Source organism: Acidovorax sp. DW039 (assembly GCF_037101375.1).
Classification (GTDB): domain Bacteria; phylum Pseudomonadota; class Gammaproteobacteria; order Burkholderiales; family Burkholderiaceae_C; genus Acidovorax.
The window spans coordinates 4334187-4350647 of the sequence record NZ_AP029019.1 but is presented as its reverse complement, the minus strand read 5'-3'; the positions used below and the strand labels follow the sequence as shown (position 1 = coordinate 4350647).

At 65.8% G+C, this 16461-nt stretch carries 14 protein-coding genes; 7 read left to right on the top strand and 7 right to left on the bottom strand.

What is annotated here, in order from left to right:
* Positions 1-160: 160 nt before the first annotated feature.
* Positions 161-529, top strand: coding sequence for a response regulator (locus AACH87_RS19540; RefSeq protein ID WP_338796220.1), 369 nt, complete (start codon positions 161-163; stop codon positions 527-529).
* Positions 530-710: 181 nt separating this feature from the next.
* Here AACH87_RS19540 and AACH87_RS19535 read toward each other — a convergent pair whose 3' ends face one another.
* From AACH87_RS19535 to AACH87_RS19520, 4 genes are read right to left on the bottom strand one after another with little or no spacing between them, the layout of a single operon-like run.
* Positions 711-1883, bottom strand: a complete 1173-nt coding sequence (locus AACH87_RS19535) for a response regulator (RefSeq protein WP_338796219.1) — start codon at positions 1881-1883, stop codon at positions 711-713.
* Between the two features lie 52 nt (positions 1884-1935).
* Positions 1936-2559 (bottom strand): chemotaxis protein CheB, encoded by a 624-nt coding sequence (locus AACH87_RS19530; protein WP_338796218.1) that lies wholly within the window; start codon positions 2557-2559, stop codon positions 1936-1938.
* Positions 2556-3392 (bottom strand): CheR family methyltransferase, encoded by an 837-nt coding sequence (locus tag AACH87_RS19525; protein ID WP_338799025.1) that lies wholly within the window; start codon positions 3390-3392, stop codon positions 2556-2558. Before AACH87_RS19525 ends, AACH87_RS19530 begins: the two co-directional genes overlap by 4 nt.
* A gap of 8 nt (positions 3393-3400) precedes the next feature.
* Positions 3401-6823, bottom strand: a complete 3423-nt coding sequence (locus AACH87_RS19520) for a response regulator (RefSeq protein WP_338796217.1) — start codon at positions 6821-6823, stop codon at positions 3401-3403.
* 196 nt (positions 6824-7019) lie between these two features.
* Here AACH87_RS19520 and ubiA point away from each other — a divergent pair, with 196 nt between their 5' ends.
* From ubiA to AACH87_RS19495, 5 genes are all read left to right on the top strand, one after another.
* Positions 7020-7901: a 4-hydroxybenzoate octaprenyltransferase gene (gene ubiA / locus AACH87_RS19515; RefSeq protein ID WP_338796216.1), complete on the top strand. Its 882-nt coding sequence runs from the start codon at positions 7020-7022 to the stop codon at positions 7899-7901.
* A gap of 33 nt (positions 7902-7934) precedes the next feature.
* The gene (locus AACH87_RS19510) at positions 7935-9191 is read left to right on the top strand and encodes a hypothetical protein (protein ID WP_338796215.1); all 1257 of its coding nucleotides are present in this window, start codon (positions 7935-7937) and stop codon (positions 9189-9191) included.
* A 94-nt stretch (positions 9192-9285) separates the two neighbouring features.
* Entirely contained in the window at positions 9286-9897 is a 612-nt protein-coding gene (locus AACH87_RS19505; protein ID WP_338796213.1) for a TerD family protein, read from the top strand.
* A 76-nt stretch (positions 9898-9973) separates the two neighbouring features.
* Positions 9974-11014, top strand: coding sequence for a hypothetical protein (locus AACH87_RS19500; protein ID WP_338796212.1), 1041 nt, complete (start codon positions 9974-9976; stop codon positions 11012-11014).
* Between the two features lie 18 nt (positions 11015-11032).
* Positions 11033-11779 (top strand): VWA domain-containing protein, encoded by a 747-nt coding sequence (locus AACH87_RS19495; RefSeq protein WP_338796211.1) that lies wholly within the window; start codon positions 11033-11035, stop codon positions 11777-11779.
* A gap of 99 nt (positions 11780-11878) precedes the next feature.
* Here AACH87_RS19495 and proC read toward each other — a convergent pair whose 3' ends face one another.
* The 3 genes from proC to AACH87_RS19480 form a co-directional block, all read right to left on the bottom strand.
* A complete protein-coding gene (proC, locus tag AACH87_RS19490; protein ID WP_338796210.1) occupies positions 11879-12736 on the bottom strand; it encodes a pyrroline-5-carboxylate reductase in 858 nt (285 codons plus the stop codon).
* A 136-nt stretch (positions 12737-12872) separates the two neighbouring features.
* Positions 12873-14366, bottom strand: a complete 1494-nt coding sequence (glpK, locus tag AACH87_RS19485) for a glycerol kinase GlpK (protein ID WP_338796208.1) — start codon at positions 14364-14366, stop codon at positions 12873-12875.
* 19 nt (positions 14367-14385) lie between these two features.
* Positions 14386-15150: a DeoR/GlpR family DNA-binding transcription regulator gene (locus AACH87_RS19480; protein ID WP_338796207.1), complete on the bottom strand. Its 765-nt coding sequence runs from the start codon at positions 15148-15150 to the stop codon at positions 14386-14388.
* A gap of 235 nt (positions 15151-15385) precedes the next feature.
* Here AACH87_RS19480 and AACH87_RS19475 point away from each other — a divergent pair, with 235 nt between their 5' ends.
* Positions 15386-16459 carry an ABC transporter ATP-binding protein gene (locus tag AACH87_RS19475; protein WP_338796206.1) on the top strand — a complete coding sequence of 358 codons (1074 nt, stop codon included), beginning with the start codon at positions 15386-15388 and terminating at the stop codon, positions 16457-16459.
* Positions 16460-16461: the final 2 nt, after the last annotated feature.

Sequence of the window (16461 nt, the reverse complement as noted above, 5' to 3'; positions counted from 1 at the left end):
CGCCCGAAGTCTGACGCGGCCAACGCTGGCGCAGGGGGGGCCGGGATGCAAAAGGGCGTCTTGTCCTACAAGGCGCGGCACGGCCGCCTGCACATGATGCGGGTTTGGGCTATGTCCTCTCTTCGCTGGGTGGCATGGCGGATCAACCCCCCTCTGATGTATGCGAATCCTGTACGTTGAAGACCATCCGGAGCTGCGCGAGACGATTGGCATGCTCATGGAATGTGAAGGCCGGACGGTCATGCCCTGCGCCTCTGCCGAGGAGGCGCTGGCTTTGGATGCTGGCGATCCCTTTGACGTGCTGGTGACCGATGTCAGTCTGCCCGGCCTCTCGGGCACGGACCTGGCCCGCCAGCTGCTGGCGGACGACCCGCAGCGCTGGGTGGTGCTGTGCTCCGGCTACGAACTGGGCAGCCATCCAACCCAATGGGGTCCGAATGTGCGCGTCTTGCTTAAGCCTTTCGAGTTGGAAGAGCTCGAACAGCTCCTGACTTCCATTCATACCGCGCTGGCTGCAGCCGCCGGTTAAGAGCGGCTCACAAAACTCTTCTGGCGTCTTCTCTGTGTCTTGTCGTACTGCTCGTACTGCCTGCGGCACAGCGCCTGGCCAGAATCGCTTCGCTGAGTTTTGTTAGCCGCTATGAATCTGACGGGCGGCCACCGCTCGCGTTTCCTGCCGTCCTCTTTCCTTCTGCCCCCACCGCGCCTCCCTAGACCCTGAGGGGCTGGGGCGTGGGATGGGGCTGCGCTGTGTCAGCTGCGGGGGCTGCGTGCGGGCGCGTGGCGTGGCGTGGCAACGTTACCCGAAAGCTCGTCACATCGTTGTGTGACCGGGCCTCGATGGTTCCATGGTGGGCCCGCACGATCTGGTGCGCAATGAACAACCCTAGCCCCAGCCCCTGGTGGCGGCCCGGCTCGCGCTCACCGCCCCGGAACGGGTCAAACAGATGTGGCAGCAGCCCCGGGGGAATGGTGCCACCGTTGGACACCGTGATGCTCACCTCCTCGGGGCGGGTGCCGTCCACCGCAATGCGTACTGGGTGGTCGGCGCTGCCGTGGTGCAGGGCGTTGCCCACCAGGTTGGTGACCACCTGACACAGGCGCTCAGCGTCCCAGGTGCCGTCCAGGTCCCCGGCGAGCGTGGAATCGATGGGGCGCTCCGGGTGGCTGGTCGCCACCTCGTCCAGCGTGCGCTGCACCAGCGTTTGCATGTGGGCGGGGCCTAGTTGCAGGGCCAGCCCGCCCGCCTGGCGGATGCGGGTCACGTCCAGCAGGTCTTCGATCATGTGGCCCATGCGTTGGCTGGCGCCCAGCACCCGGTCGGCCATCAGTACGGCTTTGTCGGGGGGCGGCAGGCGCTTGAGCACGGTGGCTGCTGCGACGATGGACTGCAGGGGGGTGCGCAGGTCATGGCTCAGCACGGCCATGAACATCTCGTTGATGCGCAACGCCTCGGTGCGGGCGCGCAGCTCGTGCGCCAGCGCCTGCTTGCGCCGGTGCAGTTCAAAGAACACGCTCGCCTTGTTGGTGAGCATGTGCGGGTCAATGGGCTTGTACAGAAAGTCCACCGCCCCGCTCTCGTACCCCCGGAACTGCCAGTTCTGCTCGCGCGAGCCCGCCGTCATGAAGATGAGCGGAATGTGCCGGGTGCGTTCGCTGCCCCGGATTAGCTCCGCCAGCTCAAAGCCGTTCATCTCGGGCATCTGCACGTCCAGCAAGGCCAGGGCCACATCGTCGTGGGCCAGCAGCAGTTCCAGGGCCTCGGGGCCCGACTGGGCCTTGAGGATGTCCACCCCGTCACGCTGCAGCAGCGCCTCCAGGGCGATGAGGTTTTCCTCGACATCGTCAACGAGCAGGCATTTGGTGCGGTCGGTCTGGGGCATGGGCGGTGGGGAGGGTGGGTGGGGTTCTCAAAAAGGGACGCATGCGCCCGGATCAAAGCTGCTGGCGCTGGTGCAGGTCCGCCAGCAGCCTTGCAATGCCTTCAGGGGGCAGGACGTGGTCCACCGCCAGGGCCGCGATGGCCGCCTGCGGCATGGTGGGCATGCTGGCGCTGACAGGGTGTTGCACGATGGTGAGGCCGCCCGCTGCCTGAATGGCCTGCAGGCCGTGCACGCCGTCTTCGTTGGCGCCCGACAGCAGAATGCCCACCAGCCGGGGTCCGTAGTGGTCTGCCGCCGACTCGAACAGCACGTCGATAGACGGGCGCGAAAAATGCACGGGCGCGTCCAGCGACAGCCCTACATGCGGGCCCTGGGCCCCGGTATCGACCAGCAGGTGGTAATCCGGTGGCGCAAAGCTCACCGATCCTGGCGTGATGCCGTCCTTGTCCTGCGCCTCGCGCAGCGGCAGGGCGCAGCGGGGTTGAAAAATCTCCACCAGCAGGCTGCGCCGGTCCCGGGGCAGATGCAGCACCACCAGCACCGCCGCCTGGAGCGTGGCGGGCAGTGCTGGCAGCAGCTCCAGCAAGGCATCGATACCGCCCGAGGACCCGCCCACCACGATGGCGGCGTAGCCCCCGGGGGGAATCGGTCTGGGTGCTTGATCGGCACTGGTCACAGCCCGGCCTTCTTGCGGTAGATGCGGTCCTCCAGGACGAAGTCGTCGAACGCATCGGTGTGCGCCGAAAACCGCAGCGACTCCTTGGAGCCCAGGCCCAGAAATCCCCGGTGGCACAGCGACTCGCGGAACAGCCCCAGGGCGCGGTCCTGCAGGTCGCGCTCGAAGTAGATGAGCACATTGCGGCACGACACCAGATGGACTTCGGCGAACACGCTGTCGGTGGCCAGGCTGTGGTCGGAGAACACCATGTGCTCACGCAGCCCCTTGTCGAACACCACGCGGCCATAGGCGGCCGCGTAGTAGTCCGACAACGAGCTGCGGGCGCCGGAGCGCGCATGGTTCTCGGTAAAAGCCGCCACCCGCGACACGTCGAACACGCCCGACTCGGCGGCGCGCAGCGCGTGCGGGTTGATGTCGGTGGCGTAGATCAGCGTGCGGTCCAGCAGGCCTTCTTCCTGCAGCAGGATGGCCAGCGAATACACCTCCTCCCCCGCGCTGCACCCGGCCACCCAGACCTTGAGCGACGGGTAGGTGCGTAGCAGCGGCACCACCTCCTGGCGCAGCGCCTGGAAGTAACTCGGGTCGCGGAACATGTCGCTCACCTGCACGGTGAGGTATTCGAGCAGTGCAGGGAACACGGCGGGTTCGTGCAGCACGCGGTCCTGCAGCTGCGACAGCGTCTTGCAGTCAAACTGCACCAGCGCCGATGCCAGCCGCCGCTTGAGCGACGCCTGCGCGTAGCCCCGGAAGTCGTAGTGGTAGCGGTGGTAGATCGCGTCGATCAGCAGGCGCTGCTCGATGTCTGCGGTGCGGGCCTTGCGGTGCGGCATGGCGGGGCCTACTTGGGCATCCACACCCGCACCAGGGACAGCAGCTTCTCCACGTCCAGCGGCTTGGCGATGTAGTCGTTGGCCCCGGCGGCCAGGCATTTTTCCTGGTCGTCTTTCATGGCCTTGGCGGTCAGCGCGATGATGGGCAGGCGGCGCCATTCGGGGCGGCTGCGGATCTCGCGCATGGCGGTGTAGCCGTCCATCTCCGGCATCATGATGTCCATCAGCACCAGGTCGATGGCGGGCTGGCCGCCGCTGCCGGCGCGCTCCAGCGCCTGCAGGGCCTCCAGGCCGTTGCGCGCAATCTCCACGCGGATGCCGGTGGGCTCCAGGATGCTGGAGAGCGCAAACACGTTGCGCACATCGTCTTCCACCACCAGCACGTTGCGGCCTTCCAGGGCGGTCTCGCGGTTGCGGGCCACCTGCAGCATCTGGCGGTGCTCGGCCGACAGCTCCGACTCCACCTGGTGCAGAAACAGTGTGACTTCATCCAGCAGCCGCTCGGGGGAGCGCGCGTCCTTGATGATGATGGACTTGGAGAACCGGCGCAGTTGCTGCTCCTCGTCGCGCGACAGGGCACGGCCCGTGTACACGATGACGGGCGGGAAGGAGACGCCGTCCTGCTCGGTCATCTGCTGCAGCAGCTCGTAGCCGCTCAGGTCGGGCAGGTTCAGGTCCATCACCATGCAGTCGAAGGTGGAGCCGCGCAGGTGCGCCAGCGCCTCGGCCGCCGTGCCGGCACCCACGATCTCCACATCGTCGTTGGTGAGCAGGTGGCGCACGCTCTCGCGCTGGCGCTCGTCGTCTTCCACCACCAGCACGCGCCGCAGGTTCTGGGTGAACTTGGCCTCCAGCCGCTGCAGGGCATGCACCAGCTCGTCGCGCTTGACGGGTTTGAGGGCGTAGCCCACGGCGCCCCGGCCCAGGGCCTCTTGGGAGTAGTCGGCCACCGAGACCACGTGCACAGGGATGTGGCGCGTGGCCGGGTTGCGCTTGAGTTGGTCGAGCACGCCCAGGCCCGAGAAGTCGGGCAGGTTCACGTCCAGCACGATGGCGCTGGGCAGGCTGTGCATTGCATAGGCCAGGCCGTCGGCCGCGTTGTGGGCCAGGTGGCAGTCAAAGTCCATCTCCCGCGCCAGGTCGCTCAGGATCTGCGCAAAGCGCACGTCGTCCTCGATCACCAGGATGCTGCGCGCGCCCGCACGGCGGGGGGCTGCGGGTGCAACTGGTACAGCCACAGGCGGCAAAGCCGGGGCCGAAGGAGCCGGTGCGACGACCGGTGCCGCCGCGTGGGCTGGAGCAGGCGCCGCTTCCGGCGACGGTGGCACCAGCTTCTGGGGCAGCACCAGGGTGAAGACGCTGCCTTCGCCCGGCGTGCTGTGCACGTGGATCGATCCGCCCAGCAGCTGCGCCAGGTCGCGCGAGATCGACAGGCCTAAGCCTGTGCCCCCGTATTTGCGGTGCGTGCTGCCATCGGCCTGGTGGAAGGCCTCGAAGATCAGTTCCTGCTGGTGCGCCGGGATGCCGATGCCCGTGTCCTTCACGGCAAACGACAGGGTGTCGTCCGGGTTGTGCGACACATGCAGCGCCACCGAGCCCTTTTCGGTGAACTTGAGCGCGTTGGACAGCAGGTTCTTCAGCACCTGCCCCAGGCGCTGCGGGTCGGTGTCCAGCGTAGCGGGGGCGTCGGGCGCAACGGTGGCCGTGAGCGTCAGTCCCTTCTCCTGCGCCAGCGGGCGCAGCGGGTCGATCAGGGTTTGCAGCGCCTTGGACAGCGTCACCGTTTCCACCGACACGGTGGCCTGGCCGGCCTCGATCTTGGCCAGATCCAGAATGTCGTTGATCAGGGCCAGCAGGTCATTGCCCGCAGCGTAAATGGTCTGCGCGTACTTCACCTGCTCGGCGCTCAGGTTGCCCGGCTTGTTGTCAGACAGCAGCTTGGCGAGGATCAGGGTGGAGTTGAGCGGTGTGCGCAGCTCGTGGCTCATGTTGGCCAGGAACTCGCTCTTGTACTGGCTGGCCAGCTCCAGCTCGCGGGCCTTGTCCGTCATGGCGCTTTGGGCACGCAACAGTTGCTCGCGCTGGTATTCCAGTTGCTGTGTCTGCGCCTCCAGGTGGGCGTTGGTCTGCTCCAGCTCGGTCTGCTGCACCTCCATCTGGGCCTGCGACTCTTGCAGGATGCGGCTTTGCTGCTCCAGCTCCTCGTTGCTCACGCGCAGCTCCTCTTGCTGGGTCTGCAGCTCTTCGGACTGGCGCTGGGTTTCTTCCAGCAAGGCCTCCAGGCGGTTGCGGTCAATACCCGCGCGGATCGCCACCGCCAGGATGCCCGAGGCACGTTCCATCAGGGTGCGCTCGGGCTCCGTCAGCGGGCGATGAAAGCCCAGCTCGATCACCGCAAAGACTTCGCCGTTCTCGATGGCGGGTGCCAGCAGCAGCTCGGTGGGTGCGGACTGGCCGGTGCTGGACGACACCATCAGGTGCCCGGCGGGCACATCGCGCACATGCAGCATCTGGCGCGAGCGTGCCGCCTGGCCCACCAGACCCTCGCCGGGCAGCAGGCGCTGCTCCAGCCGCTCGCGGGGCAGGGCGTAGCCCCCAAACAGGGTGAGTGCGCCATTGCAGTCGGCCACGTAGCCCGCCCCCACGGCGGCGCGCAGGTACTGCGCCAGGTATTCGAGTGTGAGCTGGCCCAGGTCTTCCAGCCGGTGGTCGCCCTGGATGCGCTGGCTCAGTCCGTTGAGGCCGGCCGCCACCCAGGACTGCTGCGCCTTGAGACGGTACTCCCGCGCATTGGCGGCGGCCGACAGGCAGATGAGCACCAGCAGCACGAACGAGCCGCCCCAGGAGTAGTAGGTGGACATGGCCGCAGCCTCCACCCATTGCTTGCGGTCGTTCTCCAGCTGCTGGTTCAGCAGCGTGGACAGGTCCGACGCCAGGTCGCGGATGCGGTCCATCATCACCCGCCCCGAGTCGTTGCGCGTCACGGCTACTGCTGCTTCCTGGCCCTTCGAGCGGCGCAGTTCAATGGTTTCGCCCAGCTCGCGCAGCTTTTCGTGGCGCAGGTCATCGATCTGCAGTACTAGGCGGCGCTGCACGGCGTTATCGTCCGTCAGCTCTTTGAGGCGCACCATGTTGCGCTCCATGGCGCTCAGCGACAGGTTGTAGGGCTGCAGGTAGGTGTCGTCCCCCGTCAGGAGGTAGCCGCGCTGCCCGGTCTCGGCGTCCTTTAGCGAGGACAAGAACAGGTTGAGGTGGCGCATGGTCACCGTGGTTTCGTCCATGGCTTCCACAGCGTGCGCACGCACCTGGGCGGTGCGGAAATTCACCAGCGCGATCAGTACCGTGGCGAGGGCAGCAATCAGGAAGCCCGCCAGCACTCCGCGAGGGACGGTAAAGCGCGTAGAGGACTGAGAGGTCAAGGTGTGCGGCATGCATAGAGGCCGCCAGGGGCGGGCGCTGCAGAGGGAGGACGGCAGACTGTACCGGGTTTTGTGCTGGCGCAGGGGGTGTTACTTAGCCTGCGCGACACACGCCAACGATTGCGGTGCTGCTGCTACATTCGGGTCGCCCGTGGTTCGCTACTCTCCGAAGCCATCGACGGCCAAGCCAGCCCTCCGTCGTTCCATCATGTCGCCGCACACTGTCTCTACACGCAGCCGTTTTTCGCTCTACCTCGATCTGATCCGCTGGGACCGCCCCGCAGGCTGGCTGGTGTGCCTGTGGCCCACGCTCAGCGCGCTGTGGATTGCGGCCGATGGCTTTCCAGGCTGGCACCTGCTCATCGTGTTTGTGCTGGGCACCATCCTCATGCGCAGCGCGGGCTGCTGCGTGAACGACGTGGCCGACCGTGACTTTGACAAACACGTCAAGCGCACGGCGCAGCGGCCGGTGACCACCGGCGCCGTGAGCGTGAAGGAGGCGCTGGGCCTCGGCGCGGTGCTCGCGCTGGTGTCGTTTGGCCTGGTGCTCACCACCAACACGGCCGCCATCCTCTGGTCGGTGCCTGCCGTGCTGGTGGCCATTGCCTACCCGTTCACCAAGCGCATCATTGCCATGCCGCAGGCGGTGCTGGGCATTGCATTCAACTTTGGCATCGTCATCGCGTTTGCCGCCGTGCAGGGCACCGTGCCTGCCGTGGCGTGGTGGATGTGGCTGGGCAACCTGTTCTGGGTGCTGGCCTATGACACCGAATACGCCATGGTGGACCGCGACGACGACCTCAAGATCGGCATCAAGACCTCGGCCATCACCCTGGGGCGTTTTGATGTGGCAGGCATCGTGCTGTTCTACCTGCTTTTCATAGGTATTTGGGCTGTAGCGCTTGCTGATAAAGCGCTGGGTGCTATTTTTTATATAGCAATAGCTGCGGCGCTGGCCCAGGCCGCGTGGCACTTCACATTGATCCGTACCCGCACCCGTGAAGGCTGTTTCAAAGCATTCCGTATCAACCACTGGCTGGGTGCGACGGTGTTTGCCGGCATTACGGGCAGCTACCTGCTGCGCCAGTAAACTGGCAGGCCCTTCTTCGAACCTGGGACACGCATGACGACCCCATCCCCCCGGACCGTGACCGTGATTGGCGGCAGCGCTGTAGCGCCCCAATCCTTTGTCGTGGATGCGGCTGTACCGCAATCCGCACCGCAGACCCTGGCCACGGTCCCGACTGTGGCGACCTTGCCTGCGGGCTTTCCTGCCACGCTCAATGCTGAGCAACAGCAGTTGGTGCAGCAAAACCTGGCGCAGGTGGATTTTCTGACCCTGCCTACGCGCGAGATCGTCACCCTGGGTGGTGATGTGGAAACGGCCCTGCACCGCACGCTCGATGGCTTTCTCTCGCGCATCGACCAGAGCAACGACCCCAAAATTTTCAGGCTGATCGCAAACCTGAAAGAGGCGGTGGACAAGGAAGACCTGCCCGCACTGGCCCAGCGCATCCTGAACCCCGAACCCACCTTGCTCTCGCGCATTGGTGGCCTGTTCAACAAGGCGGCGGCTGCCAAGGCACTGGCGGCCGTGTGGGAGGAAACCCGCCGCATTGCCCTGGGCAAGACCAAGACGCTGGTCGATGTGGTGCAGAAGATGGATGGCGAGCTGCGCCAGGAGCAGCACAAGCTGGACACCGAAATCCGTGCGCTGGAGCAGCTCAAGGAGTCGTACCGCGACCGCTACAGCGACTTTGTGGTGGTGGTGGCCTTCCTGTCGCTGTTTCTGGCGCGGGCGCGGGAGCAGGTGGCGCAGGCCGAGTTGAGCGCCCAGCCTGGCAACCCGCAAGACACGGCCCATGTCACTGAACTCAAGGACAAGCTGCAGGCGCTGGAATCGCGTGCCCTGGCGCTCGAAGGCACGCTCAGCCGCCTGCCCGCTGATCAGCTGGTGATCCGTCAACTGCAAAACGCGGCCATTGCCACGCTGCAAGAGACTACCACCACCGCCTCCAGCCGCTTTGCCAGCATCAAGATGACGCTGCTCACGCTGCACGGCGCGCTGGTCACCCAGTCGGTGCAGCAACTGGCCGACCAGGGCGCTGCGCTGGACCAGAACCTGGCGGGCGTGCGCTCGGTGCTGATGAAAGACGTGGTGACCAAGGCCGCCAACGCGCCGGGCGACAACCGCCTGGCCCAGGCGCAGCAACTGCAGGCCATCGTGGCCGACACTGCGCAGCTGGTGGGCGTGGTGGAGCAGGCCCGCGCTGCCAATCAGCAAAAGTTTGCCCAGGCGCGTGAGATGTTTGCCCAGGCACGTCAAGACATGCTGGCCGTGGGCCAACAGTTGCGCCCCGACCAAGCCCTGAAATACTGACCCCCTTGCTGCGCCCTGCAATGGCTGTGCGTGTACGCATGGCGGCGCGGGGCGGTGCAGATATTCCCCTGACATTGCTTCGAAGGAACCTGACATGGCCCTGGAACTCAAGCTCTCCAAGCCCGGCGATGCCGCCCCCAAACTGTCGCTGAACCTGGCCAAGCCTGCGCGCTTCACGGTGGAGCTGTCCTGGGATTCGGCGCACGACCTGGACACCCACGCGCTGCTGGCCACCAACGGCGGCAGTGGTGCCAAGGTCACCAGTTTTGACCAGGTGCTGAGCACCTACAACGCCAAAAAGACCAATCCCCAAGGCGTGTTGACCACCAACGCCGACGGCTCGTTCTCGACGCCTGAGGGCGGCATCACCCACTCGGGCGATGCGCGCACTGGCGTGAACCTGGATGTGGACGAAACCCTGTCGATTGACGGCAGCAAGATCCCTGCAGGGGTGAACGAGATTCCGATCTTTGTGACCATCCACGCGGCGGGTGCGGCCAATTTTTCGTCGGTGAAAAATGCCGGAATCCGCATCAAGAACGACCAGGGCCTGGTGCTGGGCGAGTACCTGCTGTCCAACGAATTTGGTCCCTTCAATGCCGTGCAGATGGGCAGCCTGCTGCTGGATGGCAGCGGCTGGCATTACCTGGCCGCAGGCAGCGGCTTCAATGGCGATTTCAACTTCATCCTGTCGCACTTTTCCTGAGCCGCAAGGCGGGGCTCGGCACAGGTTCTGCCTTCGTGTTCTGCGCCGCCGCTTGTGAATCCCTGTCCCTTGCCGGATGAAGCCCAAAGTCATCACCCAAGCCCCTGCCAGCCCGCAGGCGGATGCTGCCCCAGCCACGGGGGCTGCCACCGCAGGTGGTGCCGGTCTGCGGGCCACCGTCATTGCGCCGGGTATGGCGCCCGCTGCTGCGCCAGCAGCCCCGCGCCCAGCACCCACCACGGTGGTCGCGCAGTCGGGGGGCGCACCCATGGCCTCGCCCAGTGCGTCTTCAGGTGGGCTCAAAGCACCGCCTTCGGTGGTACCAGGCACGATTCGCCGGGGGGTGGAGGTCAGCCTGCCTGCGCTGGCCCAGCGTTTTCCTGCCGCGATGCCCGAGGCACTGCAGCAAGCCCAGCGCCTGCTGCAGGCCACCATTGTGGACACCCTGAGCGCCTCGCAGGCCGCCCGCTGGGGCGAAGAGGCGCAGCAGCGCTATGGCGTGCTGGTCGATGCCTCGCTGCAGATCACCCAGGCCACCACCGTGCAAACCAGCCTGCGCCATGTGGCGCGGCTGCATGCGCTGCTGCAAGGCATTGCCGATGAATGGGTGGCGCCCGCCAAGTCGCCGCTGCTGTTCTGGAAGAGCAACGCCGGGCCTGCCGCACAGTTGCAGGCCAGTCAGGGCGAGCTGGCGCAGTTGCGCCAGCACCTGGCCGAGGCCTTGCCCGCCCTGCGCGGCCTGCAGGCCGATCTGCAAGGCATTGGCAGCGAGCTGGCGCCCCTGGCCGTGCAGCTGGAGGCGCTGAGCCTGGCCGCACACTACTTGGCAGATACCCTGGACTCTGCTGCCGACCCGCGTGCCCATGCCCTGATGCAGCGCGCCAGTGCGCTGGCGCAGACCGTGCTGCACATCCAGGGGGGGCTGCAGTTGCGCCAGGGCAGCCAGCACAGCCTGGACGGGTTGATCCACCGCATCCAGGACACCGTGTTGCTGGCCCTGCCCGCGTGGATGGAAAAAGTGGCCCTGGTCACCCAGGCACGGCAGCTGAACGACACCGAACGCTACGCCCTGGCGCAGCAACTGCAAGGCCTGCTGGGCCTGCTCCACCTCTCTTAACTTGACGGACAACCGAACATGGCGCTCACCCTGGACCTGAACAAATCACAACAAGCCCTGGTGCTCAACCTGACCAAGGCGGGCGTCACTGAACTGCCCAAAGTGGACGTGGCGTTTGTGATGGATGTGTCGGGATCGTTTGACGACGAGCACCGCCAAGGCGTGACCAACGACCTGCTCACGCGCTTGATTCCCTGGGCTGCGCTGTTTGACCCGGACCAGAAGATGGAGGTCTACACCTTCTCCAACGGCCCGCGCAACGTGCACCACGCCGCCGATGTGAGCGCCAAGAACTACGCGGGCTACGTGCAGCGCGAAATCATTGGCTGCCCCGGCTACATGGGCGCGACCGACTACTCCTACGTGCTGGAGCGGGTGTTGACCGACTTCGGGTGGATGACGGAAAAGCCCAAGAGCTTTCTGAGCCGCTTGTTCGGCGGCGGCGGTGAAACCCCGGCACCTGCCGCCAAGCCCCGCCAGACGCTGATTTTCTTTGTGACCGACGGCGAAAGCGCTGACGAGGCCCGAACCACCGCGCTGCTGTCTGCATCGCAGGCGCGGGGGGACGGGGTGTACTTCCACTTCCTGGGGGTGAGCAACCAGTCCGCCCAGTTCCCCTACATCCAGGGCCTGGGGGACAAGTTCAGCAACGTGGGTTTCACGGCGGTGAACAAGGTGCGCCAGTGGGTGCAGCAATCGGACGATGCCATCAACCAGTCGCTCATCAGCGATGAACTGGTGGCCTGGCTGAAGGCCGGGCGGTGAGGGGTTGGGCTTCTCTTGTTTGATTTGCTATTGAAAATATAGCTGCCTGCGCTTTATTTACGGGCGCAGGCGGCTTATTGGAAGCATATTTTTGCTGGCTTATTTGCCAAACTCGTTGCCCAGTTCGTCGGCGCGTTGGCAGGCGGCCTGCATGGCGCGCTCGAATGCGGTTGCCACGCCATCCCCCTCCATGGACTGCAGCGCCGCATAGGTGGTGCCGCCCTTGGACGTGACACGCTGGCGCAGCACGGCTGGGGGCTCGTCGGAGCGGCGGGCCAGTTCGGAGGCCCCCACGAACGTGCCCACGGCCAGTTGGTGCGCCTGCTGCTCGCTCAGGCCCAGGCCCACGCCTGCGCGGGTCATGGCTTCCAGGAAGTAAAAGACATAGGCCGGGCCGGAGCCGGAGAGGGCCGTCACTGCGTCGAGCTGTTTCTCCTCTTCCACCCACAAAAACTCGCCTGTGGACGCCATGATGGCTTCCACGCTTTGGCGCTCAGCCGGTGTGACGGCAGGGCGGGCGTAGAGCGCGCTCATGCCCTTGCCCACCAGGGCGGGCGTGTTGGGCATGGTGCGCACGATGCGCTCGGTGGCCAGCCACTGTGCGATGCTGTCAGAGCGGATGCCTGCGGCTACGCTCAGGTGCAGCGCTTGCTGCGTGTGCGCTTTGGCCTGGGCAGCAGCGTCCTTGAAGGTTTGGGGCTTGACGGCCCAGACCACGATGCCTGCGCGCTGCAGGGCGGGGCCCGCCTCGGCTTGGGCTTCAATGCCGTAGTGCTTGCGCAGCGCCTCGCGTGCTTCGGCCCAAGGCTCTACCACCTCAATCTGGCTGGCAGGCAGCCCTTGGTGGATCAGCCCACCAATGATGGCGCTGGCCATGTTGCCGCCGCCGATGAAGGCGATGACGGGCAGGGTGGATGCAGAAGCGGGTGCAGAAGCGGGTGCAGAGGTGGTGCTCATGGTCGGTCAACAGTCTGGAAGGGCCATGATGGTAGCGCGAGCGGTGCAGGCACATGCGCTGCAAACCTGGTCATGCGTGCAGCCTTCATGGCGGTGAAGCGCGGCTACTGCTACGCGCTTCCCGCCTCGCCCACGCTCAGCTTGCCGTGGTTTGTCTCACCGCGTGTTCCCAGTTCGCCATCAGTTCCTGCGCGCGGCCGTTGCTGAGGGTGGGCACAAAGCGCCGGTCGGCGCGCCACAGGTGGGAGAGTTCGCTGGTGCTGGCGTACACGCCGCTCGACAGGCCCGCCAGATAGGCCGCGCCCAGGGCGGTGGTTTCGATCACGGCGGGGCGCACCACCGGGATGCCCAGCAGGTCGGCCTGGAACTGCATCAGCAAATCGTTCACGCAGGCACCGCCGTCCACGCGCAGTTCGCTCACCGGGGCGCCACCGGCGGCCACGGCGTCGCGACTCATGGCTTGCAGCAGGGCTGCGCTTTGGTAGGCAATGCTTTCGAGTGCCGCGCGGGCAATGTGGGCAATGGTGGTGCCGCGTGTCAGGCCGGTGATGGTGCCGCGTGCGTCGGGTTTCCAGTAGGGGGCGCCCAGGCCGGTGAAGGCGGGCACCATCATCACTCCACCCGAGTCGGGCACGCTTTGCGCCAGCGACTCGACCTCGCTGCTGTTGGTGATGGCGCGCAGGCCATCGCGCAGCCACTGCACCACCGCGCCGCCCACAAACACGCTGCCTTCCATGGCGAATTCGGGTTGGGTCGATGCTTGTGCCGCGCTGGTGGTGAGCAGGCCGTTCTGGCTGGTCTGGAAGGTGTTGCCCGTGTGCATCAGCATGAAGCAACCCGTGCCATAGGTGTTCTTGGCCATGCCCGCCGTGAAGCAGGCCTGGCCGAACAGTGCGCTTTGCTGGTCGCCCGCCACGCCACCGATGCGGATGGAATGGCCCAGCAGGTCGGCGGCTGTGTCCCCAAAGTGGGCGGCTGACGGCAGCACCTCAGGCAGCAGTGCCTTGGGGATGCGCAGCAGCGCCAGCAGTTCGTCGTCCCACTGATTGGTGTGCACATTGAACAGCATGGTGCGTGCGGCATTGCTCACGTCCGTCACATGCACCTGGCCGTGGGTCAGCTTCCACATCAGCCAGCTGTCCACCGTGCCAAAGGCCAGCTCGCCGCGCTCGGCTGCTTCGCGGGCACCGGGCACGTTGTCCAGCATCCATTGCAGCTTGGTGCCGGAGAAGTAGGCGTCTACCAGCAGGCCTGTTTTGGCCTGGATGGTGGCGGCGTGGCCCTGTTCGCGCAGCTGGGCGCAGGCGGGCTCGGCGCGGCGGTCTTGCCACACGATGGCGTGGTGCACGGGCTGGCCGGTCTCGCGGTTCCACAGCACCGTGGTTTCGCGCTGGTTGGTGATGCCCACGGCGCGTACAGCATTGGCGGCAATGCCCGCCTTGGCCAGCGCATCGCGCGCGGTGGCCAGTTGGGTTCGCCAGATTTCCAGCGGGTCATGCTCCACCCAGCCGGGCTGGGGGTAGATCTGCGGCAGTTCCAGCTGCGCCTGCGCCACGATGTGGCCGCGTTCGTCAAAGACGATGCTGCGGGAGCTGGAGGTGCCTTGGTCGAGTGCGAGCAGGTAGGTCATGGTCAAAGAATCCAGAGGGTCAGGCGGCTACGGTGCAGATGACGCCAGCATCTTGCAACAGGGCAGGGAAGGGCTCAGGCGGCGGCGCATCCGTGAACAGCCGCCCGATCTGATTGAGTGTTGCCAATTGCACCATGGCCGGGCGGTTGAACTTGCTGTGGTCCGCGGCCAGCCAGACCTCACGGGCCTGTTCGATGATGGTTTGCGCCACCTTCACCTCGCGGTAGTCAAAGTCGCGCAGCGATCCATCGGGCTCGATGCCCGAGATGCCGATGAGAGCGATGTCCACCTTGAACTGGCGGATGAAGTCCACCGCCGCCTCGCCCACGATGCCCCGGTCGCGCCCACGCACCACGCCCCCGGCCACGATGACTTCGCACTCGGGGTTGCTGCTGAGGATGGCGGCCACGTTCAGGTTGTTGGTGATGACGCGCAGGCCCCGGTGGTGCAGCAGCGCCTTGGCAATGGCTTCGGTGGTGGTGCCGATGTTCAGGATGAGCGAGCAGTTGTGCGGGACCTCGGCCGCAACGGCCCGGGCAATGCGCGCCTTGCCTTCGGCGTGCAGCGTTTCGCGCTGGGTGTGGCCCAGGTTCTCCACCGTAGAGCTGGGCACGCGCACGCCCCCATGAAAGCGGGTGAGCAGGCCGGACTCCGCCAGACGCTGCACATCGCGGCGCACGGTCTGCAAGGTGACGCCCAAGGTCTCGGCGAGCTGTTCCACCGTGGCGGACTTGCGCGTGCGCACTTCTTCAAGCAGTTGGAGTTGGCGGGGATTGGTGTTCACGGTGGGGTGTTCTGCACGAGGTTTGTCACCGAATCGTAACGAATCTGAAATATTCGCTTTGACGCGCCGATGGTGCGATAAGGACTGTAAATCGAACAAAAACGAATTGTTTAAGGGTAAACCTTGATTCGAATCGAACAAAAAGGAACAAAAATGAAAAAGTTCGAAAGTTATGGGCTGCCACCTCTGTGCGCAGCCCTTTCACACAGGCCCCAGGGCCGGAAGAGGATGCTTCATGCAGCTGGCGTTGGACAGCATCAGCAAGAAAGTCGGGGCGCAAACCTGGCTGTATGACATGAGCCTGGCGCTGCAAAGCAATGCCGTGACGGTGTTGTTGGGCGCAACCCAGGCGGGCAAGACGAGCCTGATGCGCATCATGGCGGGGCTGGACGTGCCCACCCACGGGCGCGTGCTGGTGGATGGCAAGGACGTGACGGGCACCCCCGTGCGCGACCGCAATGTGGCCATGGTGTACCAGCAGTTCATCAACTACCCTTCGATGAAGGTGTTTGACAACATCGCCTCGCCCCTGAAGCTGCGCGGCGAGAAAAACATCGACGCCCGTGTGCGCGAGCTGGCCAGCCGCCTGCACATCGAGATGTTTCTGGACCGCCTGCCCGCCGAGCTGTCGGGCGGCCAGCAGCAGCGCGTGGCACTGGCCCGTGCGCTGGCCAAGGGCGCGCCGCTGATGCTGCTGGACGAACCCCTGGTGAACCTGGACTACAAGCTGCGCGAGGAACTGCGCGAAGAGCTGACCCAGCTGTTTGCCGCCGGGCAATCCACCGTGGTGTATGCCACCACCGAGCCGGGCGAGGCCCTGCTGCTGGGTGGCTACACCGCTGTGATGGATGAAGGCCGCCTGCTGCAATACGGCCCCACGGCCGAGGTGTTCCACGCGCCCAATTCGCTGAGCGTGGCACGCGCCTTCAGCGACCCGCCGATGAATCTGATGACCGCTACCCGGCAGGACGGCGGCGTGCGGCTGAGCGACGGCACGGTGCTGCCACTGCCTTTGCCCCCCACGGCCAGCGCCTCGCTCACCGTGGGCGTGCGCGCCAGTGCGCTGCGGGTGCAGGCCCGCCCGGGCGATGTGGAAGTGCAGGGCGTGGTGGAGCTGGCCGAGATTTCGGGCTCCGACACCTTTGTGCATGTGGACACGCCTTGGGGCGAACTGGTGGCCCAGCTCACCGGTGTGCATTACTTTGAACTGGGCGCACAGGTTCGCCTGCACCTGAACCCGGCCCAGGCCTATGTGTTCGGTGCGGACGAGGCTCTGGTGCTGGCCCCCCAGCGCGCGGGAGGACGCTGAAC